At 41.8% G+C, this 22,334-nt stretch carries 18 protein-coding genes; 7 read left to right on the plus strand and 11 right to left on the minus strand.

Annotated features, from left to right (window positions below; all coding sequences use genetic code 11):
* Nucleotides 1-199 precede the first annotated feature (199 nt).
* Nucleotides 200-856: a carbonate dehydratase gene (gene can, locus ACE2AL_RS05070; protein WP_206082962.1), complete on the minus strand. Its 657-nt coding sequence runs from the start codon at nt 854-856 to the stop codon at nt 200-202.
* A 257-nt stretch (nt 857-1,113) separates the two neighbouring features.
* On the opposite strand from can, the gene ACE2AL_RS05075 reads away from it, so the two are divergent.
* Entirely contained in the window at nt 1,114-2,055 is a 942-nt protein-coding gene (locus ACE2AL_RS05075; protein WP_206082961.1) for an ABC transporter ATP-binding protein, read from the plus strand.
* A complete protein-coding gene (locus tag ACE2AL_RS05080; RefSeq protein ID WP_206082960.1) occupies nt 2,052-2,822 on the plus strand; it encodes an ABC transporter permease in 771 nt (256 codons plus the stop codon). Before ACE2AL_RS05075 ends, ACE2AL_RS05080 begins: the two co-directional genes overlap by 4 nt.
* 115 nt (nt 2,823-2,937) lie before the next feature.
* Here the strand turns inward: ACE2AL_RS05080 and panD are convergent, their stop codons facing one another.
* The 7 genes from panD to sfsA form a co-directional block, all read right to left on the minus strand.
* Nucleotides 2,938-3,318, minus strand: coding sequence for an aspartate 1-decarboxylase (gene panD, locus ACE2AL_RS05085; protein WP_206082959.1), 381 nt, complete (start codon nt 3,316-3,318; stop codon nt 2,938-2,940).
* Nucleotides 3,319-3,927: 609 nt separating this feature from the next.
* Nucleotides 3,928-4,791: a pantoate--beta-alanine ligase gene (gene panC, locus ACE2AL_RS05090; protein ID WP_272681760.1), complete on the minus strand. Its 864-nt coding sequence runs from the start codon at nt 4,789-4,791 to the stop codon at nt 3,928-3,930.
* 26 nt (nt 4,792-4,817) lie between these two features.
* Complete coding sequence (gene panB / locus ACE2AL_RS05095; RefSeq protein ID WP_206082957.1) at nt 4,818-5,609, minus strand: 3-methyl-2-oxobutanoate hydroxymethyltransferase; 792 nt, start codon at nt 5,607-5,609, stop codon at nt 4,818-4,820.
* Between the two features lie 58 nt (nt 5,610-5,667).
* On the minus strand, nt 5,668-6,159 hold the full coding sequence (folK, locus tag ACE2AL_RS05100; protein WP_206082956.1) for a 2-amino-4-hydroxy-6-hydroxymethyldihydropteridine diphosphokinase: 492 nt from the start codon (nt 6,157-6,159) through the stop codon (nt 5,668-5,670).
* 14 nt (nt 6,160-6,173) lie between these two features.
* Nucleotides 6,174-7,520 (minus strand): polynucleotide adenylyltransferase PcnB, encoded by a 1,347-nt coding sequence (pcnB, locus tag ACE2AL_RS05105; RefSeq protein WP_241016797.1) that lies wholly within the window; start codon nt 7,518-7,520, stop codon nt 6,174-6,176.
* Between the two features lie 728 nt (nt 7,521-8,248).
* Nucleotides 8,249-8,704, minus strand: a complete 456-nt coding sequence (gene dksA, locus ACE2AL_RS05110) for an RNA polymerase-binding protein DksA (protein WP_004260494.1) — start codon at nt 8,702-8,704, stop codon at nt 8,249-8,251.
* Nucleotides 8,705-8,898: 194 nt separating this feature from the next.
* A complete protein-coding gene (sfsA, locus tag ACE2AL_RS05115) occupies nt 8,899-9,609 on the minus strand; it encodes a DNA/RNA nuclease SfsA (RefSeq protein WP_206082954.1) in 711 nt (236 codons plus the stop codon).
* Nucleotides 9,610-9,709: 100 nt separating this feature from the next.
* On the opposite strand from sfsA, the gene hrpB reads away from it, so the two are divergent.
* Both hrpB and mrcB read left to right on the plus strand, forming a co-directional pair.
* Nucleotides 9,710-12,169, plus strand: coding sequence for an ATP-dependent helicase HrpB (gene hrpB, locus ACE2AL_RS05120; protein ID WP_349422762.1), 2,460 nt, complete (start codon nt 9,710-9,712; stop codon nt 12,167-12,169).
* Between the two features lie 189 nt (nt 12,170-12,358).
* On the plus strand, nt 12,359-14,881 hold the full coding sequence (gene mrcB / locus ACE2AL_RS05125; RefSeq protein WP_375084090.1) for a bifunctional glycosyl transferase/transpeptidase: 2,523 nt from the start codon (nt 12,359-12,361) through the stop codon (nt 14,879-14,881).
* Between the two features lie 327 nt (nt 14,882-15,208).
* Here mrcB and hemL read toward each other — a convergent pair whose 3' ends face one another.
* Nucleotides 15,209-16,498: a glutamate-1-semialdehyde 2,1-aminomutase gene (hemL, locus tag ACE2AL_RS05130; protein WP_206082951.1), complete on the minus strand. Its 1,290-nt coding sequence runs from the start codon at nt 16,496-16,498 to the stop codon at nt 15,209-15,211.
* Between the two features lie 213 nt (nt 16,499-16,711).
* Between hemL and erpA the strand changes: the two genes are divergently transcribed.
* Entirely contained in the window at nt 16,712-17,056 is a 345-nt protein-coding gene (gene erpA / locus ACE2AL_RS05135; protein WP_154623408.1) for an iron-sulfur cluster insertion protein ErpA, read from the plus strand.
* A 408-nt stretch (nt 17,057-17,464) separates the two neighbouring features.
* Here erpA and btuF read toward each other — a convergent pair whose 3' ends face one another.
* Together btuF and mtnN are read right to left on the minus strand one after the other, a co-directional pair.
* On the minus strand, nt 17,465-18,295 hold the full coding sequence (gene btuF / locus ACE2AL_RS05140) for a vitamin B12 ABC transporter substrate-binding protein BtuF (protein ID WP_272539469.1): 831 nt from the start codon (nt 18,293-18,295) through the stop codon (nt 17,465-17,467).
* Nucleotides 18,296-18,358: 63 nt separating this feature from the next.
* Nucleotides 18,359-19,051, minus strand: coding sequence for a 5'-methylthioadenosine/S-adenosylhomocysteine nucleosidase (gene mtnN, locus ACE2AL_RS05145; RefSeq protein WP_206082949.1), 693 nt, complete (start codon nt 19,049-19,051; stop codon nt 18,359-18,361).
* 246 nt (nt 19,052-19,297) lie between these two features.
* Here mtnN and dgt point away from each other — a divergent pair, with 246 nt between their 5' ends.
* Together dgt and rlmD are read left to right on the plus strand one after the other, a co-directional pair.
* Nucleotides 19,298-20,824 carry a dGTPase gene (gene dgt, locus ACE2AL_RS05150; protein WP_206082948.1) on the plus strand — a complete coding sequence of 509 codons (1,527 nt, stop codon included), beginning with the start codon at nt 19,298-19,300 and terminating at the stop codon, nt 20,822-20,824.
* Nucleotides 20,825-20,989: 165 nt separating this feature from the next.
* Entirely contained in the window at nt 20,990-22,321 is a 1,332-nt protein-coding gene (gene rlmD, locus ACE2AL_RS05155) for a 23S rRNA (uracil(1939)-C(5))-methyltransferase RlmD (RefSeq protein ID WP_206082947.1), read from the plus strand.
* Nucleotides 22,322-22,334: the final 13 nt, after the last annotated feature.

Genomic DNA, 22,334 nt, shown 5'->3' on the forward strand with positions numbered 1-22,334 from the left:
TTTACTCTGCGGCGGGGTGGGTATGTGTTATTACTTATGCTTGTATACTTACTTATTTACTCTTAATTATTGTTAATGTTAAATTTTGTTTTATATTTTTATTTGTTTCTTTTATTTATATTTTTATTTATTTTTTATTACTCTGAATTAGGATGTTTGTAATTAAAAGCCCTCATAAGAGAGCTTTCAATTTGTAACTTTATTTATTTTTTTGTGTTAATGTTGCAATAGATTCCCTATAACAAAGTTCGAGTTTTTCTCTGCTATCTGCAGTAATATGCAAATCTTGTAAACGGCCATTATTAATACCGTAGACCCAACCGTGGATCATCACTTTTTGGCCACGCTTCCACGCTGATTGCATAATTGTAGAATGTCCTAAGTTATAAACTTGTTCAACAACATTTAATTCACATAAACGGTCTAAGCGTTCACAAGGTTTGAGTTCGCCTAACATTGAGCTATGCCTATACCATATGTCACGTATGTGAAGTAACCAGTTATTAATTAAACCAAGTTCGGTATTATCAACAGCCGCTTCAATACCACCACAGCCGTAATGGCCACAAATGATGATATGTTCAACTTGCAGAACATCGACAGCATATTGAATGACGGATAAGCAGTTAAGGTCGGTATGGATAACTAAGTTTGCAACATTACGGTGAACGAATAGATCACCAGGCGCTGCATTGATCAATTTTTCAGCAGGAACTCGACTGTCTGAACAGCCAATCCATAGGAATCTTGGCTTTTGTGCTTTTGATAATTCTTTAAAGAATTCAGGATCTTGTTCTTTTACAGAGGCTGACCATGCTTCATTATTAGCAAACAGCTCTTCGATTTTTCTCATCATGACTTATAGCCTAGTTGTGTTACTGTGCGATAAAATCTTATACAACATTTATTGATTAATTAATAATTAGTTATACTAATTACAACATTGGTATAATGAACCACTCATTTAGACAAGACAACCCTCAATTAGTAACATATTGAATTATCTTATATAAATCTATTATCTCTTTTCTGCATAACATAGAGCAGAAAAAAGTGGCATCATAAGAGTATATTGCCTCCAAACCGTCCTAAGAATAAAGGGTTTTTTTATATATGACGTATGCACTTGAGTTATCGCAGTTAACAAAAACCTATTCAGGTGGCGTTAAGGCTCTGCGAGGAATCGACTTATATGTTGAAGATGGTGACTTTTATGCTTTGCTTGGGCCTAATGGCGCAGGCAAATCAACAACTATCGGTATTATCAGCTCATTAGTAAATAAAACGAGCGGCTCAGTTAAAGTATTTGGCTATGACTTAGAAAAACAAGTTGTACTTGCGAAGCAGCAACTCGGGTTGGTCCCTCAAGAATTTAACTTCAACCCATTTGAGACCGTTTTGCAGATTGTCCTAAACCAAGCGGGTTATTATGGTGTCCCGCGTTCTGTTGCCATCCAACGTGCTGAACAATATTTGACGCAATTGGATTTGTGGGAGAAACGTGATGAACGCGCTCGTAATTTATCAGGCGGGATGAAACGCCGATTAATGATCGCTCGAGCGTTAATGCATCAACCAAAGTTATTAATTTTGGACGAACCTACTGCGGGTGTTGATATTGAATTACGCCGTTCTATGTGGTCTTTTTTAAAGAATTTGAATGCACAAGGCACAACAATTATTTTAACAACGCACTATTTAGAAGAAGCAGAAATGCTGTGTCGTAATATCGGTATCATTCAACACGGTGAACTTGTTGAAAATACCAGTATGAAACAGTTGTTGAGCAAATTAGAGTCAGAGACCTTTATTTTTGATTTAATGCCAAAAAGTCCTATACCACAATTATTAGGGTATGAATCTCGTTTGGTAGACACATCAACGATTGAAGTGGATGTAAAGAGAGAGCAGGGGCTAAATAGTGTCTTTAGTCAATTTAGCGAACAAGGTATCCAAATTTTAAGTATGCGTAATAAGGCAAATCGTTTGGAAGAATTATTTGTTAGTTTAGTCAAAAAAGAAAGTAATGCGACCGAAAAGGAGATAACAAGATGATCTCATTATACTGGGTTGCATTAAAAACTATTTGGATAAAAGAAGTCACTCGGTTTGGCCGTATTTGGATACAAACATTATTACCACCCGTGATCACCATGTCGCTGTATTTTGTGATTTTTGGTAATTTAATTGGTTCACGAATTGGTGATATGGGAGGGGTAGATTATATGCAATTTATCGTTCCTGGTCTGATTATGATGGCTGTTATTACCAATTCATATTCGAATGTTTGTTCATCATTTTTTGGTTCAAAATTCCAAAAAAATATTGAAGAATTACTTGTTGCGCCTGTTCCAACGCATATTATTATCGCTGGTTTTGTTGGTGGTGGTGTTGCGAGAGGAATTTTAGTTGGTTTCCTCGTCACATTGGTTTCTTTGTTTTTTATTCCACTACAAGTGCATTCATGGATTATGGTCGTGGTGACACTATTGCTCACAGCGATTGTGTTTTCACTTGCTGGGCTATTAAATGCGATTTTTGCAAAAACATTTGATGATATTAGTATTGTACCAACGTTTGTACTAACACCCTTAACTTACTTGGGTGGGGTATTTTATTCCTTATCGTTATTGCCGCCATTCTGGCAAGCCGTGTCAAAGTTAAACCCCATCGTTTATATGATTAGCGGGTTTAGGTATGGTTTTCTTGGTATTGCAGATGTGTCAATTGCAATTACACTTGGAGTACTAATGATTTTCTTAGTCGTTTTCTATTTACTGACCTGGTATTTAATTGAGCAGGGTAGAGGGCTTAGAAGCTAAGAATGGACGATTGAATTCTGTATGAAAAAGCTGCTTTTGCTATGCAATATAGCAAAAGCAGCTTTTTATATTTAAATAACATAATTATCAGTTAGTTAAATATGTAATTTACGGGCTAAGCCACTTGTACAGGGACTGCTTTTGCAATTCGGCTCATCACATTATTTTCATCAAAGTAAGCGACGTTTGGCTTGTGAGTGCGAGCATCTTCATCACTCATATTCACATATGAACAGATGATCAGCTTATCACCCACCGCAGCACGACGAGCAGCAGCGCCATTAACGGAAATGATACGCGAGCCTCTTTCCCCCGAAATAGCATAAGTTGAAAAGCGTTCACCATTATCAACGTTATAAATATCAATGGCTTCGTATTCAAGGATACCCGCAGCGTCCATAAAGTCTTGGTCGATAGCACAAGAACCCTCGTAGTGGAGGTCAGCCTGAGTGACAGTGACTCGGTGGAGTTTGCCTTGTAACATTTTTCTTAACATTTTTTTCTTCTTCGTCCTTCAAACTGCAGCGTTGTTGGCTACGTGCATTCGCCCTAGTCACATACTTATGTATGTTCCTAGGAACTCACTTACTTGCCGCCTAGCTGCAATCTGAATGACTTTGAAGAAATCATTGTGCCTTCAAACTGCAGCGTTGTTGGCTACGTGCATTCGCCCTAGTCACATACTTATGTATGTTCCTAGGAACTCACTTACTTGCCGCCTAGCTGCAATCTGAATGACTTTGAAGAAATCATTGTGCCTTCAAACTGCAGCGTTGTTGGCTACGTGCATTCGCCCTAGTCACATACTTATGTATGTTCCCAGGAACTCACTTACTTGCCGCCTAGCTGCAATCTGAATGACTTTGAAGAAATTCATTGTGCCTTCAAACTGCAGCGTTGTTGGCTACGTGCATTCGCCCTAGTCACATACTTATGTATGTTCCCAGGAACTCACTTACTTGCCGCCTAGCTGCAATCTGAATGACTTTGAAGAAATCATTGTGCCTTCAAACTGCAGCGTTGTTGGCTACGTGCAATGTAAGTCGTAACTGGATTATCAACGCAGCAAGATGGTTGCTGTGAAAGTATTATAAGTCTTATTGTTTTATTTAATATCGCGTTTCAGGTCAACTTGTAAATTGTCAATTAAACGGGTTTGACCTAACCATGCAGCCATTAAAATTACAGCACGTTTGCTTGCATCACTAAGTGGCAATAATGTTTCTGCGTCACGAATAAACAGCTCGTCAGGGGTAAAACCTGCTTCACGTAAGCTGTTATTCATGTCGGCAATAATATCGTCAGATGAACTTGGCTCAATTACTAATTTTTCTCCCGCTTGTTGCATAATTTGATACAGCATAGGTGCGGTTTTTAGCTCATCGGCAGATAAATTGTTATTACGAGAGCTCAGTGCTAGACCATTTTTGGCTCTCACTGTTGGGACACTGATAATTTGGGTATCAAAAGATAAGTCATTAACTAATTTACGAATTAATTGCAGTTGTTGATAGTCTTTTTCACCAAATAAGGCAATTTCAGGCTGAACGAGGTTAAACAGCTTTGTGATAACCGTAGCTACGCCCTTAAAATGCCCAGGGCGGCTTGCACCTTCTAACATCGTTGATAACTCAGGCACTTCAACAAAAGTCTGTTTTTCCATACCGTCAGGGTAGAATTCTTGCGAAGAGGGTGCAAAAATTAAATTTACGCCCTTACGTTTGAGTTTTTCACAGTCTTCTTGCAGTGTGCGAGGGTAATTTGCGAGGTCTGATTGTCTATCAAATTGCATTGGGTTAACAAAAATACTCGCAATAACAATATCAGCTTGCTGTTTGGCTTGGTCAATCAGCGTTAAGTGACCATCATGCAAATTTCCCATCGTTGGGACAAGTGCGATGCGTTTGCCTTCTTGTTTCCAACGGCGAATTTCGCGGCGAAGTATCAGTGCCGTTTCAACGATAAGCATACAAGTCGTCCTTATATATGAGTCAATTAAGAAAATGAATGAGCTTCAGCTGGGTAAATGCCTGCTTCCACTTCTTGAATATACAAGCGGATGGCATCATGCATGTTGCCTGCCTGCGCAAGGAAATTTTTCGCAAATTTCGGTGGGCGAGCGGTAATCCCTAACGCATCATGCATCACCAAAATTTGCCCATCCGTTCCATTTCCTGCGCCAATACCAATAACGGGTAATAACAATTCTTCTGTGACGTGGTTAGCTAATGACGTTGGCACACATTCAAGTACTAACAGCTGTATCCCTGCATTTTCGAGGGCAATTGCATCTTTTACTAGCTGATTAGCTGTCACTTCGTCACGACCTTGTACTTTGTACCCACCCAGTACATTCACCGCTTGTGGTGTTAACCCTAAATGGCCACAAACAGGCACAGAACGTTCAGTTAGCATTTTGACCGTATCACATAACCAGCTACCACCTTCGATTTTAACCATGTTTGCTCCCGCCTGCATAAGAATAGCGGCATTAGCACAGGCTTGCTCTGGGGTAGCGTAGCTCATAAATGGCATGTCTGCGATGATAAAGGCGTCTGGTGCACCTTTGCGGACGCAGCGGGTATGGTAGGCAATTTGTTCGACAGTAACGGGTAATGTGCTGGTTTCACCTTGAATAGTCATACCTAACGAGTCACCTACCAGCATCACTTGGATCCCTTGCTCATAAAATAATTGAGCAAAGCTTGCATCGTAGGCGGTCATGGTAGCAAATTTGCGTTTGTCTTTTTTAAACTGACATAAATCAGCCAGAGAAATTGGTTTCATTATAATAACCTCCGGAAATGATCTCCCAACGACCACACCTCAGAAGAGGTTGATTATTTTAGGCGTTAATATCCCAAAATGTTAGGCCGTTACGCGGGACGTGTGTGAGTCTTTCAGACAGCAATTCACCATCTGGAAAAACAAGAGTAGGGGCAAGTTCGCTGAGTGGATACAACATAAATTCTCGCTCCTTCAGCCCATAGTGTGGAACCGTTAATCGTGGTGTATTAATAACACGGTTACCAAAAAGCATGATATCGAGATCGAGGGTTCTCGGCCCCCAGCGTTCGTCTTTGCGCACACGACCAAGGTCAAGCTCGATTTGTTGGGTATAGTTGAGTAGTGCTTCTGGCTCAAGCGTTGTTTCAAGGCATACAGCCAGATTTAAAAAATCTGGCTGATTTTGCGGGCCTAACGGCTTCGTGCGGTAAATAGATGATGTTGCAGTAACATGGCTATTAGGAATAGCGTCTAATGCTGCAATAGCTTGTTGTGCCTGTTTAAGAGGCTCACCAAGGTTACTTCCTACAGCAATATAGACTTGTTCCATAACGGGCTCTCTATTTATGACGATTTATTGGGTTTGCGTGCCCCTGCATGAGAGGAGCGTTGCGGGCGATGACGGCGGCGAGTTGGGGCATTGCCTAATTCTGAAATCATCTCACGCTGCTTGCTGTTGTTAGCTTGCTGAAAATCTGCCCACCATAGTGCCAGTTCTTGTAGCTCATTACGATGTTCTACATTGGCTCTAAGCTCTAATAAATCAAAGGCGGCACGGAACTTTGGGTGCTCCATTAATTTATTGGCGCGTCGCCCTTGGCGGCGTGGTAAGCGTAATTGCAGTAACCAGATATCACGCATTGTTGTCGTGATACGTTTAGGGATGGCAATTGAACGACATTGCTCATCTAAAATATCATTCATCGCAAGGGCAAAGGCATCATAATAAGCGAGGCCACCTTCTTGGGACAGCTTCTCTGCATGTTCAGTAACGGGATACCATAACATGGCCGCAAATAAAAATGCAGGGTTGACACGCTTATCGTTTTTAAGCCTGAAGTCTGTGTTTTTCAAGACTTGCTCAATGATTTTTTCCATTGGCGAGTCATCAGTTTCACTAAAACGGCTCGAAATAACAGGGAATAGTTGCTCAAATAAACCAAATTTCTTGAGCATCTTGTACGTTGAATAACCTTGACCTGCTTGAAGTAATTTTAAGGACTCTTCAAATAATCTTGCAGAAGGAATTTCCCTTAATAATGGAGCAAGATGATAAATTGGGTCTGCGGTTTTTGGCTCAATAGTCATATCCAACTTACACGCAAAGCGTACTGCCCTGAGCATTCTAACAGGGTCTTCGCGGTAACGAGTTTCAGGGTCACCAATAAGACGAATAACACCCGCTTTAAGATCAGCCAATCCATTGACGTAGTCACGTAAAGTGAAATCATCAATGTTGTAATACAGACTATTAACGGTGAAATCGCGACGAATAGCGTCTTCTTCGATAGAACCAAAAATGTTATCGCGCAGCAACATGCCATTTTGTGCCTGTGATGACAAGTTCTTATCATCTGAGGCATTCTGGTCATGATGTCCGCGGAAAGTTGCAACTTCAATAATCTCAGGGCCAAACATAATATGCGCTAAGCGGAATCGGCGGCCAACAAGGCGGCAATTGCGAAATAGCTTACGGATTTGCTCTGGCGTTGCATTTGTTGTGATATCAAAGTCTTTTGGCTTTTGGCCTAATAATAAATCACGAACACCACCACCCACTAAGTAGGCTTCATAGCCACTTTTATTTAAACGATAGAGGACTTTCAGCGCATTATCGCTGATGTCACTGCGGGAAATAGAGTGTTCAGAACGCGGAATAACAGTAATGTTTTCGTTATTTTCGGTTGTCATTGTAGGGTGTTTCTCAGACGAAGAATCGGCACGTTGAGATTGACGAACCGTTTTTTTAATAGACGCTGTTTTTGGCGTTTGTTTAGCGTTCCGAGTACGAGGAGATGTCTGCTCCTTATCGGAATGAGTGACTGGCCTTTTACCGGCTGCCGAGGTATCTCGCTGAGTATGCGTGTGCTGCAAGGAATCTTCACTATTCGATGCAGTGGTATTACGAGATAAAATGTGACGGCAGAAATTTGCTACTCGGTTAAAAATAGTACACCTCGATGTGATTACCAATGTTCAATAAACAAAATAAGCGGCTAATCATAGCTCACAGAAGTTTCTTTGAGAATGCTTAAACGAATAAAAGTCACGTCTAATCATTTTTTTTATCAATAAAAATAGATTAAAAAACAAGCGATATTTTTCTTGGTTTCATCACTTATGGCGCAGAATACCTTATTTTAGTGGGTTTTTACCACAAAGACATTAAGCGCTATTTAAACCATAATCTGAAAAATACACTGTAAAATTCAATAAAAAATTTACTGAAAAATCGCATTTTTATTAAGATCTGATTAACGTATTCGTTTGCTAGCCATGAATTTTATCAAAAATGATAGCAAAAATAAGGAATGAATAAAGGCGCGTATTAGATTGTGTGAAAAAGAGGGGATTTTAAAGGGGCGAAACCCTTACAACGGCGCACGCAATATGCGCCGTTCAGGACTCCATTTGAGCAATTAGCCTGCCATTTGCTTTTCGCGAATTTCAGCTAATGTTTTACAGTCGATACATAAATCAGCGGTAGGACGGGCTTCCAAACGACGGATGCCAATTTCTACACCACATGATTCACAGTAGCCAAAGTCGTCATCTTCAACTTTTTTCAGCGTTTTCTCGATTTTCTTAATCAATTTACGTTCACGATCCCGGTTACGTAATTCAAGGCTGAATTCTTCTTCCTGAGCGGCTCTATCAACGGGGTCTGGAAAGTTAGCTGCCTCATCTTGCATATGAGTAACAGTCCGGTCCACTTCATCTCTGAGTTGATTGCGCCATGCTTCGAGAATGAGCTTAAAATGCGCCAATTGGGCTTCGTTCATGTACTCTTCGCCAGCTTTTTCATGATAGGGCTCAACCCCAGCAATGGCGAGAATGCTTAAGGACGATGTCTTACGTTTTTGCCCTTCTTGCATAATGCTTCTCCTACACACGCAAATTTTACAAAAACCCCAAGGGGGAAAATTTAAGGTCGCTATAAATAGCAGAAGAGAGCTCTCTTGGCAATCGTTCATGCAATGAGTTTTGTAATGCTGTGAGGGCGAGCGTGTTTATTCCCTTTTAGCGCCCCAGAACTCAGCGGCCCCGTATAAAAATCTATTAAAAAATATTATTTAATAGATGTAAAACTAATCTGTTTACTTAACGACATTTGTTGAGCAGTTATATCTGCCTGATAACAAAGTACTTCAACACCGCCTTGCCTTGCTTCCTCTAATAATTGCGCATATTTCTTATCAATATGCGCCGCTGCTGATGCTACGTGAATACCTGTATGTAACGCAACAAACAATAGTATGGCTCTTTTTCCTTCTTTCGCAATATGCATGAGTTCTCTTAAGTGTTTTTGTCCTCTAAGCGTCACCGCATCAGGGAAAAAACCGTGTTCATTTTCCAGTAAAGTGACTGATTTAACTTCAATAAAACAGTCAGGTAACCCATCGTGTGAGAGAAGAAAATCAATGCGACTATTTTCTGTTCCATATTTCACTTCAGGTTTTATCTTGCTGTAGTCAGATAATTCTGGAATGCACTTTCCGGTTAAGGCTTCAGCGACAAGTTGGTTTGCACGAAGGGTGTTGATACAAATAAAGTGTCCTTGTGTTGTTTGAGTTAACTCCCAACTGTGGGGATATTTGCGTTTTGCATTGTCAGAGGTGGAATACCAGACGGTATCTCCAGGAGTTGCACATCCAGTCATCGCACCTGTATTGGCACAGTGAATTGTTATCTCTTCGCCATTAGGTAAGGTGACATCCGCTAGAAACCGTTTATAACGCTTAATTAAAGTGGCAGGTTGTAAAGGGGGATGAAATTCCATAAGGTCTCCGCGGTGCTAACCAGTGATAAGCTGACTGATGAAAGAGGCTAATGCTACAATGTCTGATAGCAAAAGTTAAATGCAGGGAGTAGTTACTTTCGTGTTACCTATATTAGAAGTCAGTGAATCGTTACTGGCAGCCTTAAAATCTTCTCCACAAGTTTTATTACACGCCCCAACAGGCGCGGGTAAATCAACGGTATTACCCCTTGAAATACTCAAAAGTGGCGTCATTAATGGGCGAATTATTATGTTAGAACCGCGTCGTCTTGCTGCGCGTTCAGTCGCAACGCGTTTAGCACAGCAGCTTGGCGAAGAGGTAGGTAACACGATAGGGTTACGTATGCGTTCGGAAACGAAAGTGAGCCGCCATACGTGTCTAGAGGTGGTAACGGAAGGCGTACTTGCACGGCAGTTACAAAGTGACCCGATGCTTGAAGGTATTGGGTTGGTGATTTTAGATGAGTTTCACGAGCGAAATTTACAGGCAGACCTCGGCCTTGCCCTGTTATTAGATACTCAGCAAGCACTACGAGATGATTTGCGTATCTTATTAATGTCAGCAACATTGGATAACCAAGGCCTGACACAGTTATTTCCTGAAGCGCCAGTCATTACATCTCAAGGTCGTACTTTCCCTGTTGTGCGTGAATACCATCCAATTAACTCTAACAAGTTATTCCATAAAGAAGTGGCATCAGTGGTGTGGCAATTATTGCAACAAGAACCAGGCTCACTACTTTTGTTCCTCCCAGGCGTTGGGGAAATAGAGAAAGTGAGAGCAGAACTCTCCTCTATGGTAAGTGAGGACATACTTTTGTGTCCGTTATATGGTGCACTTTCACTGCAAGCTCAACAACAAGCCATCCAAGTTGCTCCCAAAGGAAAACGCAAAGTGGTGTTGGCAACCAATATTGCAGAAACCAGTTTAACCATAGAGGGTATTCGTTTAGTGGTAGATAGCGGTTTTGAACGTGTTGGGCAGTTTAACCCACGTACAGGGTTAACAAAATTGGTAAAACAACGAATAAGCCAAGCGTCAATGGCTCAAAGAGCTGGGCGAGCAGGACGTTTAGAAGCGGGTATGTGTTGGCATTTATTCAGTGAGGAGCAAGCCGAACGTGCCGCCCAGTTTAGCGAGGCTGAAATTAACCAAAGCGATCTCAGTGGGTTATGGCTCTCTTTATTACAATGGGGATGTCATGATACGGCGCAACTAAATTGGTTATCGCCACCACCGCAACCTGCGATTGCCGCTGCGAAGGGGTTATTAACAAAATTAGGAGCTGTAGATAGCCAAGGCAAGTTAACGGTATTGGGGCAAAAGATGGCGGCTTTCGCTAGCGAGGTGCGAACTGCTGCGATGCTCTGTAAAGCGCAAGAAAGTCAAAATAAAAATGTGATGCAGCTCGCCGCATTGTTAACGGCAATCATTGAAGAACCTCCACGTAATGGGGGATGCGACTTACGTAGTTTTATAGAAAGGCCGACAGACAATTGGTGTAAACGTGCATCAATGCTGAGTGAACAAAAAGTATCGAATAAAATTAGTCAACAAGGTGCGCTGATAAGTGAGTGGTTACCAACATTGTTAGCTGCGGCTTTCCCAGATCGTATCGCCAAATCTCGTGATAACCAATTGCGTTATCAACTCGCTAGCGGCTTAGGTGCATCCCTGAATGAATCGGATTCGCTTATTGGCTCGCCATGGTTAATGGTCGTCTCGGTTTGGCAGCCTGAAAATTCGGCAGATGCACGAATTTCATTAGCTTATCCGATTGAAATTGAACAGTTGCAAGTTGATAACCCTACTTTATTTAGGTCGCAAGAAACCGTGGAATGGGATGAGCAAAAGGGCACTTTATTAGCGTGGAAACGCTTGCAATGTGGGCAACTGGTGGTGAAATCAGAGCGGCTTACTAACCCAGATAAAACAGAAATTCGCCAAGCATTGGTTTACTGGCTAAAGCAAAATGGCTTACAACAACTGAATTGGCAGGAAGATGCACTTCAATTGTGTATTCGTTGCACATTAGCGAAACAGTTGTTTCCTGAAGTTAACTTCCCTGATTTTGATGAAAATGCACTATTGGATTCTTTGGGTGAATGGTTAGAGCCCTATTTGGATGGCGTGACGAACAAGCAAAAATTGCAGCAAATTAATTTAGCCAAGTTATTAATCAACCGTTTGGATTGGCAGCAACAGCAGTGGTTGCAGAGTCAGTTTCCAGACACTTACCACGCGCCATCCTTACACGATGTGAGTATTCACTATGCCTTAGATAAACCGCCATTTATCGAAATTCGCATGCAAGAAATGTACGGTGAAAAAACAAACCCAACTGTTGCTCAGGGAAAACTTACCTTAACGCTGTCTTTATTATCGCCTGCCATGCGACCACTGCAAATTACTCAAGACCTCGGTGCGTTTTGGCAAGGTAGCTACAAAGAGATTCAAAAAGAGATGAAAGGACGCTATCCAAAGCATTTGTGGCCAGATGACCCCGCGAATACGGCACCCACAAGGCAAACAAAAAAAGCGATGATGAGTACGAAATAACCGATTTTTGTGCTCTAATAGCGGGTTTCCAAAACGGGCTTGAATGGGCAAAGCAGAGTAAGGAAATGTAATTAAGAGCTTTCTTTGGTGAAATCTCAAGGGTTATGGGCCAAAATTAACCACTAGGCGTTAAGCAATTAGTGAATAATTAAGTTGTTAAGTAATTTTGTAAGGTGATATGGAGCGACCATGTCCGGTAAAGATTTTGAACCAATTGGCCGACGTAATAAAAAAACGGCTGATAAAAAACAATCCTCATCACGCCGCCGTAGAGATCGCGATGATTATGATGATGAAGATTTATACCAAGATGATGATATTGAAGAACAATATCTCGATGATGAAGATGAAGAAGAGCACATGGCTAAAAAAGGCTCAAAAAATAAAAAACAGCGCAAAGTAAAAAGCAAATGGCGTTGGTTTTGGCTACTCGTCAAGTTGATGATCGTGTTTGCGGTGCTATTAGCGGCGTATGGTTTTTATTTAAATCAACAAATTAAAGAGCGTCTCGATGGCAAAGTTTGGGATCTACCCGCTGCGGTTTACGGTCGCATGGTCAACCTGGAGCCAGGGATGGATTATAGCCAAGCGGAAATGACACGCTTGCTCGAAGGTATGCAATATCGCAAAGTCAGTAAAATCACCACATCGGGTGAGTTTGTTTTGCGTGGCAATACCATTGAAATTTTACGCCGTCCATTTAACTTCCCTGATCAAAAAGAAGGGCAGATTCTGGCTCGTATGGTGTTTGAAAATAATGCCTTAAGTAAGATTGAAAATATGGAGAATGGCCGCTCATTTGGTTTTTTCCGTTTAGATCCAAAACTTATCACCATGATGCAATCTGCAAATAATGAGCAGCGTTTGGTGCTGCCATTAGCGGATTTTCCTGAATCTCTGGTGAAAATCTTACTTGAAACCGAAGATAGAAACTTTTACGAGCACGATGGTGTCAGTTTGTACTCTATCGGCCGTGCTGTTGTTGCTAACTTAACTGCTGGGCGCTCAGTACAAGGGGGAAGTACCCTGACACAGCAATTAGTTAAAAACCTGTTTTTGACTAATGAGCGAACCTTAAAGCGTAAAGCTAACGAAGCCTATATGGCTCTCCTGTTGGACTATAATTACAGCAAAGAACGTATTTTAGAACTGTATTTAAACGAAGTTTTCTTAGGTCAAAATGGTAATGATGAAATTCGTGGTTTCCCATTAGCGAGCTTGTACTATTTTGGTCGTCCAATTAATGAATTAAGCTTCGATCAGCAAGCCTTGTTGGTGGGAATGGTACAAGGGGCATCAACCTATAACCCTTGGACAAAACCACAAAATGCCATCAAACGCCGTAATATCGTGTTGAAAATTCTTGAAACGCGCGGTGTGATTGACCAAGAAATGTACCAAGTCCTTAGTGCAAGGCCACTTGGCGTGAAAAATAAAGAAGGGCTGGTGGCATCCCAACCTGCCTTTATGCAAATGGTTCGCTTAGAACTCAATGAAAAATTGGGCGATAAAGTCAAAGAATTATCAGGTGCGAAAATTTTCACAACCTTAGACCCTGTCGCGCAAACTGCAGCAGAAAATGCCGTAGAAAATGGTGTCGCAGATTTACGCAAAACCCGTAAATTAGACGATATTGAAGGTGCAATGGTGGTGGTTGACCGTATTAACGGTGAAGTGCGTGCCATGGTGGGTGGTTCTCAGCCACAATTTTCAGGGTTTAACCGTGCTTTGAACGCACGTCGTAGTATTGGTTCATTAGCAAAACCGCCTGTGTACCTCGCCGCACTGAGTGAGCCTGATCGTTACCGTTTGAACACATGGTTAAAAGATGAACCGCTGACGGTTAAAGTCGGCAACCAAAATTGGAGCCCAAGAAACTACAGCCGTAATTTCAATGGCCGTATGATGCTAGTTGATGCGCTTGCAAAATCACAGAATATCCCAACCGTAAACTTAGGGTTAGATATTGGCCTCGACCAAGTGTTTAATACGTTTGTTCGTCTAGGGGCACCAGCCGCAGCGATGGAAAAAGTGCCAGCAATGTTCTTAGGTGCTGTTAACTTAACGCCAGCGGAAGTGGCTCAGGTTTATCAAACCATTGGTGGTGAAGGCAATCGGGCGAAATTGTCCTCCCTGCGTTCCGTCATCGACGGTGATGGTAACGAAATTTATCAAAGTTACCCATCCGCAGAGCGTGCTGTACCTTCACAAGCTGCTTATTTAACACTTTATGGTATGCAGCAAGTGGTGAATCAAGGAACAGGTCGCGTTTTATTATCCAAATACGGTAAGTACAATTTGGCTGGTAAAACAGGGACAACCAATGATTTGCGTGATAGCTGGTATGCGGGTATTGATGGCAAAGAGGTGGCAATCGTCTGGGTAGGGCGTGATAACAATGGTCCGACACAGTTAACAGGGGCAACAGGGGCTTTAAAAGTCTACCAACGCTACCTTGATAACCAAGCGCCATTAGCTCTGATTAATCGTGCACCAGAGGGCATTGTCGATATGCAAGTCACGGCTGATGGTCAGTTAAGCTGCTCAAACTTTGGTGGTGGTAGAATGTTGCCGATTTGGACTGATAACCCAGACAGTCTATGCCAAGCCTCAGAAGACCAAGCACCAACGTGGAATTTAAATGGTAATAATGATGAGCAAAAAAGTGATGCGCCAGATTGGGTGAAGGATATGTTTGGCGATAATCCCTAAATTTTCGTCATATTTCGAGCCGTGGCGGTGTTGGCTACATTCAGCTACTCGGGTTACATACTAGTGTATGCTCCCCGAGATAGCTTCACTTGCCGCCTTGCCACAACTCGAACTATTTAGAAAATTAACGATATATTCAGTTTTCTAACTTTCTGCTATCTAATTCTTTTAATTGACCACTTCAATGCCTAGAAAATAATTTTCCCGAAACCTATCACAAGGCGAACTATATAAGGAATTATTGTGTAAGATGTATAACTATAAAAGTTAACCTTAGAAAGGTAGAGGTGAAACTAGAGTGCTTCACCTCTTTGTTTTTAATGCAAATTAATTCGCTTTGATTTTCGCCAGCGCTGTTTCAGCAGCTTTGATGGTTTTTTCAATATCTTCATCGCTGTGTGCGATAGACATAAACCCAGCTTCAAAAGCGGATGGTGCGAGGTAAATGCCTTGTTCTAACATGTAATGGAAGAATTTTTTGAAGCGCTCCACATCGCATTTCATCACGTCTTGGTAGCAAGTCACTGTTGCTGCATCCGTGAAGAAAATACCAAACATCCCCCCGACATGGTTGATGACCATTGGAATTCCTTGTTCTTGGGAAACACGTTTTAACCCACGGGCTAATTTTTCTGTTAGCTCATTTAAACGTGAATGAACGCCTGGTTGGGACACTTCTTTTAAGCAAGCAAGGCCCGCTGCCATTGCAACAGGGTTACCCGATAAAGTACCAGCTTGGTAAACAGGGCCTATAGGCGCTAATTTTTCCATGATTTCAAGACGACCACCAAATGCACCCACAGGCATACCACCGCCAATAATCTTGCCTAAGCAGGTTAAGTCTGGCTCAACACCGTAGTAATCTTGTGCGCCACCTAATGCAACACGAAAGCCTGTCATTACTTCATCAATGATCAGTACGGCATTAAATTCATCACATAACGCACGTAGACCAGGTAGGAATTCTGCAGTGGGTGGCACGCAGTTCATGTTCCCAGCAACAGGCTCCACGATGACACAAGCGATATCTTCAGGATAATTTTCAAACGCTTGGCGCACAGATGCAAGATCATTGTAAGTGCAAGTGAGCGTATGTTTGACGAAATCTTCAGGAACACCTGGCGAGTTTGGTTCGCCCATGGTCAGCGCACCAGAACCTGCTTTCACTAATAAGCAATCTGCGTGGCCATGGTAGCAACCTTCGAATTTGATAATTTTATCGCGGCCTGTATAGCCACGAGCTAGGCGAATAGCACTCATGGTAGCTTCAGTACCAGAGTTCACCATGCGAACTAAATCCATAGAAGGAACAAGTTCGCATACTAATTCGGCCATTTCAACTTCGGCGGCAGTTGGTGCGCCGAAACTCAAACCTTTATGGACGGCTTTAATCACCGCATCGCGAATTTCTGGATGGTTATGACCTAAGACCATTGGTCCCCATGAGCCAACGTAATCGACATACGCTTTACCATCAACATCATAAATATAAGCACCATCCGCTTTTTCGATAAATAAAGGCGTACCACCGACACCATTAAAGGCGCGAACTGGCGAATTCACACCGCCAGGAATTTGTTGTTTTGCTTGCTCATACAGAATTTCAGATTGCGACATGGCAGGGCTCCAGAAAAGGGCGAAATAAAAATTTGCCACCATTCTAAAGCACTGCATCAATTAAACCAAATGTTGCTAGCAAGATATGCACAATGTGTCTAATTGCGTAACAACACTTGAACGATTTAGTCAAGTGGCGGATAATTGGGTTAATTGATCTGAGTGGTTTTTAGCCCACACATGAATTTACCGGTCACCGGTTTGGAGTGAAAAATGAGTGATGATGCAGCTCTGCCATTGCAATTTACTGATGCGGCAGCAATTAAAGTTAAAGATTTAGTCTCTGATGAGGACAACCCAAATCTGCGTCTGCGTGTTTATATCACTGGTGGCGGATGTAGCGGCTTCCAGTACGGTTTCACCTTTGATGATCAAATCAACGATGGTGATATGACCATTGAGAAACAAGGTGTTGCGCTGGTCGTCGACCCAATGAGTCTGCAATATTTGGTGGGTGGAAGTGTCGACTATACAGAGGGCTTAGAGGGTTCTCGTTTTATCGTAACAAATCCAAATGCTAAGTCTACGTGTGGATGCGGTTCATCCTTTAGCGTCTAATTTTCGTCATATTTCGTGCTGTGGCGGTGTTGGCTTCATTCAGCTACTCGGGTCACATACTTGTGTATGCTCCCCGAGATATCTTCATTTGCCGCCTTGCCACACCGCGAACTATTTAGAAAATTTCTGTAATTCTTAATTCTTAATTCTTAATTCTTAATTCTTAATTCTTAATTCTTAATTCTTAATTTTTAATTCTTAATTGGATAAGACATTTATTGTTTGCAGAGTTGCTACGTGGCGGTGTTGGCTTCATTCAGCTACTCGGGTCACATACTTGTGTATGCTCCCCGAGATATCTTCATTTGCCGCCTTGCCACAACGCGAACTATTTAGAAAATTTCTGTAATTCGTAATTCGTAATTCGTAATTCGTAATTCGTAATTCGTAATTCGTAATTCTTCTTTATCAATCGGATAAAGCGTTTAACTGCTCACAAAGTTGTTCGGTGGCGTCGATGATTCGTGGGCCTGCACGATGGAACCAATCTTCATTTAGACGAATGATTGGGACATCCAGTTGTGATTGCCAAAAATTTCTTACAACTTTTTCCTGTTCAATTGAGCCAGTCATTACAATCACATCAGGATTACGAGTGAGCACTTGCTCACGGCTAATTTGCGGCCATTGCACGGCGCTGTTAGCAAAAATATTTTCCCCTCCACAAAATGTCACGACATCATTTTGCAATGTATGTTTACCCGTACTAAATAAAGGCTGAGTCCCCAGTTGGATAAAGATTTTTTTGGTTTTGAGATCTGACTTTTTTTGATTTCGATAAGGAGTCAACTTAGCTCGCATAGCGCTAATATTTTGCTGAGCCAGCTCAGGTCTAGGACTGTATTGGGATAACTCATTGACAGCGTCGATGACTCCATCAATGGTTTGTGGGTCAAAATAGATAATGGGAATGCCAAAGGATGCCAACTGATCAAGCGGCCGTTGCGGGTTTCCCCCTCGCCATGCCAAAATTAAATCAGGATTAAGCGCGATAATACGTTCGACATTAACCCCTTGCCAATCAGAAACTTGCTCCAGCTTCTTTGCTTGTTCGGGGTAATCGGAGTAAGCACTAACTGCAATCAAGTTATCACCTAACCCAGCAGCATAGGCGAGCTCTGTATTTGCGGGGGATAAACTAACCACGCGCTGTTTTGGCTCAGACAGAGCAGAAAAGGAGATAAAACAAGCCAATAATAAAGTAATAACGTGGGATGAATAGGCAGTTAATTTTTTCATGGCGCATCATCATGTGGCGATAAAAGGCATACCTGACAATTAGTTATGCCTTTTTTGTTGAATTTAAGCCAGCTTAGCTAAAATTGCATTGATCATCAGTGAAGACTGGCGAGCTGCAACGGGAAGAAATTCATCAAAGCTGGTATGCGATTCTTTATCTGCAACATCTGAAATCGCGCGAACCACAACAAATGGTACGCCGAATTGATGGCAGACTTGGCCAATCGCCGTCGCTTCCATTTCAACAGCAGCAACTTGTGGGAAGGTCGCTTTAATGCGTGCTAAAGGTTCTGCACCATTAATGAAGGCATCACCGCTACACACTAAGCCACGAACTGCATTCATATCGAGCAACTTAATGCATTGCTCAGCAACATCAATGAGTTTGTTATCAGCGACAAAAGCAGGTGGGCATTGTGCCATCTGGCCGGGCTCGTAGCCAAATGCCGTAACATCAGCATCGTGATAGCGTACTTCGGTCGAAACAACGATATCACCCACATTTAAGCGAGGGTCTAACCCGCCAGCGGAACCTGTATTAATCACAACATCAGGCTGACAATGTTCTAACAACAAAGTCGTACCAATAGCAGCAGCAACTTTACCAATACCTGATTTTAATAGGGCAATATCAACACCGTTAATTTTCCCAGTGTAAATTTCACAACCTGCACGACTAATGGTTTGGCAGCCTTCAATTTGTGAGCGAAGAATAGCAACTTCTTGCTCCATCGCTCCAATGATCCCAACTTTCATTTTGTCTCCTTTTCCCTGCTCAATTTGTACGATTAGTGTCAATATTTTGACTAGGGAAGATAATGTTTTATTGTGTTAGTGCTGTGTTCTTCGAGCGGGTTCGCAAATTTTATTGCAACAACTCGAATTTCGACAACGAAATTACAAAGATGCACGAAGTGTAACATTGAAAGGTGAGTCGTGAAGTATTTTTCCTGTGTTTAGGCTATATAATGAAGCATCAATTGAGATAGGGAAGGTGGCAGCGTGGGTGAAATTAATTTTCTAAAGAAACTGAGCTTTCAGCGTAACTATATGAGCAGTGCTAAAAACCAGAAAGTCTCACCACAGGATGAAGACGCCGTAAACCGCTTATTTGAAAGTGACCGTGGGCGTATTATTAATTCCGCTGCTATTCGTCGTTTACAGCAAAAAACACAAGTTTTCCCATTAGAACAAAATGCGGCGGTGCGCAGCCGATTAACTCATTCACTTGAAGTTCAGCAAGTGGGGCGCTATATCAGTAAAACTGTGCTTGGTGAGCTGAAAAAGAAAAAATTGTTAGAAACCTATGGGTTAGATGAGCGTTGTGATGCTTTTGAAAGCTTAGTGGAGATGTCCTGCCTGATGCATGACATTGGTAACCCACCTTTCGGACATTTTGGTGAGGCTGCTATTCAGCGCTGGTTTAGCAAACTACTCGCCCCTGAGTATCTATTTTCATCTGACCTACCCGACCCTTGTCAAATTGAAGCATTGCAATTAACAGGCAATGAAAAGCAAGACCTTTTTCGTCGCCAATTGAAGCGAGATTTATGTTCATTTGAGGGGAATGCACAAGGTTTACGAATGGCTCACCGCTTGTTGAAACTTAACCTAACCTACGCACAAATTGGTTCTATCTTGAAATATACGCGAGGAGCTTATGATTTAGAACCAATCCCAGCAGAATTTGATTATTTGATGAAAAAACCAGGGTATTACTGGTCTGAAGCGGATTTTGTCAGTGAACTTACCAAGAAACTCGATATGGAGAAATATTGCCGTTTCCCACTTTCATACATTATGGAGGCGGCAGATGATATCTCTTATTGTATTGCTGATTTGGATGACGCTGCAGAAAAAGGGATCTTTACCGTTGAGCAATTAATTGATTATTTGCGCGCAGAGTGGGGGAAAGTTGAGCAGAATGATTTATTCGATCAAACCATTATGCGTGCTTATAACAATATTAGTGATAACCACACAAGGCGGATTCAGCAAGACCAGTTTTTTATGTACTTACGCGTTAATATTACAGGTAAGTTAGCGCACTATAGTGCCCAGCGCTTTATTAAAAACCTACCTGAAATTTATCATGGTTGTTTTAATAGCGCATTATTGGAAGACAAAAGCCCTGAGCATCGTTTGCTGAAAGTGTTGAAAACCGTTGCATTTAAACATGTATTTAACCATCACGAAGTCGAGCAGTTAGAGTTACAAGGTTATAAAATTATCAGTGGATTACTCGATTTTTATAGTCCGTTGCTAATGATGAACCGAACTGACTTTGCAGATTTAGTGGAAAAAAATTACCACAAACACTTTTTTATTGAAACGCGGTTATTCCATAAGTTATCCAATAAGCACCGTTTATCCTATAACGAGGCGCTTGAGAAAGTCTCTGCAACGAATGAAGCGGATAAATCTATTCTTGAGTTTTACTATCGAGCCCGCTTGATTCAAGACTACATCAGCGGTATGACAGATCACTATGCTTATGAAGAATATAGAAAATTTATGGTGAGTAATTAATAATATTAATTCGCTAAGTAATAAAATCGAAAAGTAGGCAATAAAATAAAAGGAAAAACAGGTATACTAGGCATGTCTGTTTTTCTCTTTTCAGAAATAAAAAATGCCTGAAATGGAAACAAACAAGGACCCTTTTTTGTAACTAATACTTCGTTGTGACTACTTATGGCTCAATTTTACTCTCCGAACCGCCGCACCACTCCACGCCGTCAACTTACGGTCATTGCTGATAGCTTAGATGCCGCAGGGCAAGGTATAGCACGTCTTGACGGGAAAACAATTTTTGTTGCGGATTTATTACCAGGGGAGGAAGCTCAGATTGAGTTAACGGAAGATAAGCGTAGTTTTGCGAAAGCGAAAGTGGTTAAGCGCTTATCAACAAGTCCACAGAGAGTGAAGCCACAATGCCGTTATTTTAATCAGTGTGGTGGCTGCCAACAGCAACATATTGATATTGAATTACAAAGAGCAAGTAAGGCCGAGGCTTTACAATATTTAATGATGCGAGAAACGGGAGTTGATAAAAGTGCAGCTCCCGTGATGAGTGGTGAACCTTATGGCTATCGCCGCCGTGCTCGCTTAGGCTTGCAATATCAACCTAAACATCAACGGTTGGTGATGGGGTTTCGTCAAGTACAGTCCAATACGCTGGTTGATATTAAAAACTGTCCAGTGTTAGTGCCTGAACTGGATATGTTACTTACCCCCCTTTCTGAGTGTCTTAACCAACTTAGCATTAAGCCGAAATTAGGCCATGTTGAGCTTATCCATGCGGATAACAGCAATATCATCATGATCCGTCATTTAGTGCCTTTTTCACATGCAGATAAACAGAAACTTAACGATTTTGAAAGGCAATATGACGTGTCTATCTGGTTGGCAGGAAATGACAATGCATTAGAAGCGCTGACGTCGAGCTCACCAATGCCAGAATATCAAGTGGTAGGTGAAGTGCTTAAATTTAACCCATTGAATTTTATTCAAGTGAATGGGCAAGTAAATCAATTGATGGTGGCACAAGCGTTAGCATGGTTAGATCTAACGCGTGAAGATAGGGTATTAGACCTTTTTTGCGGAATGGGTAATTTTACGTTACCAATAGCACGATTAGCGCAATCAGTTGTTGGGGTTGAAGGTGTCGAAAATTTAGTCGAACAGGCGCGAAACAACGCTCAGCTCAATACTATTTCCAACGCGACCTTCTATAATGAGAACCTAGAAGCCGAAATTCATACACAACCGTGGGCAGCTCAAGGGTTCAATAAAGTATTATTAGACCCTGCACGAGCAGGGGCGGCGGGCGTGATGGAACATTTAATTAAACTGATGCCTGAAAAAATTGTCTATGTTTCTTGTAATCCAACGACATTAGCAAGGGACAGTAAAGTTTTGCTTGATGAGGGGTATCAATTGTTACATTTGCGGATGTTAGACATGTTTCCGCACACTAGCCATTTAGAATCAATGGCACTATTTATCCGTCGGCCAGAGCATTAACAGGTAGGGAGAA

Source organism: Providencia xihuensis, assembly GCF_041953405.1.
Classification (GTDB): domain Bacteria; phylum Pseudomonadota; class Gammaproteobacteria; order Enterobacterales; family Enterobacteriaceae; genus Providencia; species Providencia vermicola.

What these genes read in the sequence shown, in the direction of transcription:
- sfsA (WP_206082954.1), bottom strand. Translation starts at nt 9,609, where the DNA reads ATGGAATTTCATCCCCCTTTACAACCTGCCACTTTAATTAAGCGTTAT.
- pcnB (WP_241016797.1), bottom strand. Translation starts at nt 7,520, where the DNA reads ATGACAACCGAAAATAACGAAAACATTACTGTTATTCCGCGTTCTGAA.
- folK (WP_206082956.1), bottom strand. Translation starts at nt 6,159, where the DNA reads ATGGAACAAGTCTATATTGCTGTAGGAAGTAACCTTGGTGAGCCTCTT.
- mrcB (WP_375084090.1), top strand. Translation starts at nt 12,359, where the DNA reads ATGTCCGGTAAAGATTTTGAACCAATTGGCCGACGTAATAAAAAAACG.
- btuF (WP_272539469.1), bottom strand. Translation starts at nt 18,295, where the DNA reads ATGAAAAAATTAACTGCCTATTCATCCCACGTTATTACTTTATTATTG.
- hemL (WP_206082951.1), bottom strand. Translation starts at nt 16,498, where the DNA reads ATGTCGCAATCTGAAATTCTGTATGAGCAAGCAAAACAACAAATTCCT.
- erpA (WP_154623408.1), top strand. Translation starts at nt 16,712, where the DNA reads ATGAGTGATGATGCAGCTCTGCCATTGCAATTTACTGATGCGGCAGCA.
- dksA (WP_004260494.1), bottom strand. Translation starts at nt 8,704, where the DNA reads ATGCAAGAAGGGCAAAAACGTAAGACATCGTCCTTAAGCATTCTCGCC.
- can (WP_206082962.1), bottom strand. Translation starts at nt 856, where the DNA reads ATGATGAGAAAAATCGAAGAGCTGTTTGCTAATAATGAAGCATGGTCA.
- panD (WP_206082959.1), bottom strand. Translation starts at nt 3,318, where the DNA reads ATGTTAAGAAAAATGTTACAAGGCAAACTCCACCGAGTCACTGTCACT.
- ACE2AL_RS05075 (WP_206082961.1), top strand. Translation starts at nt 1,114, where the DNA reads ATGACGTATGCACTTGAGTTATCGCAGTTAACAAAAACCTATTCAGGT.
- ACE2AL_RS05080 (WP_206082960.1), top strand. Translation starts at nt 2,052, where the DNA reads ATGATCTCATTATACTGGGTTGCATTAAAAACTATTTGGATAAAAGAA.
- mtnN (WP_206082949.1), bottom strand. Translation starts at nt 19,051, where the DNA reads ATGAAAGTTGGGATCATTGGAGCGATGGAGCAAGAAGTTGCTATTCTT.
- panC (WP_272681760.1), bottom strand. Translation starts at nt 4,791, where the DNA reads ATGCTTATCGTTGAAACGGCACTGATACTTCGCCGCGAAATTCGCCGT.
- rlmD (WP_206082947.1), top strand. Translation starts at nt 20,990, where the DNA reads ATGGCTCAATTTTACTCTCCGAACCGCCGCACCACTCCACGCCGTCAA.
- panB (WP_206082957.1), bottom strand. Translation starts at nt 5,609, where the DNA reads ATGAAACCAATTTCTCTGGCTGATTTATGTCAGTTTAAAAAAGACAAA.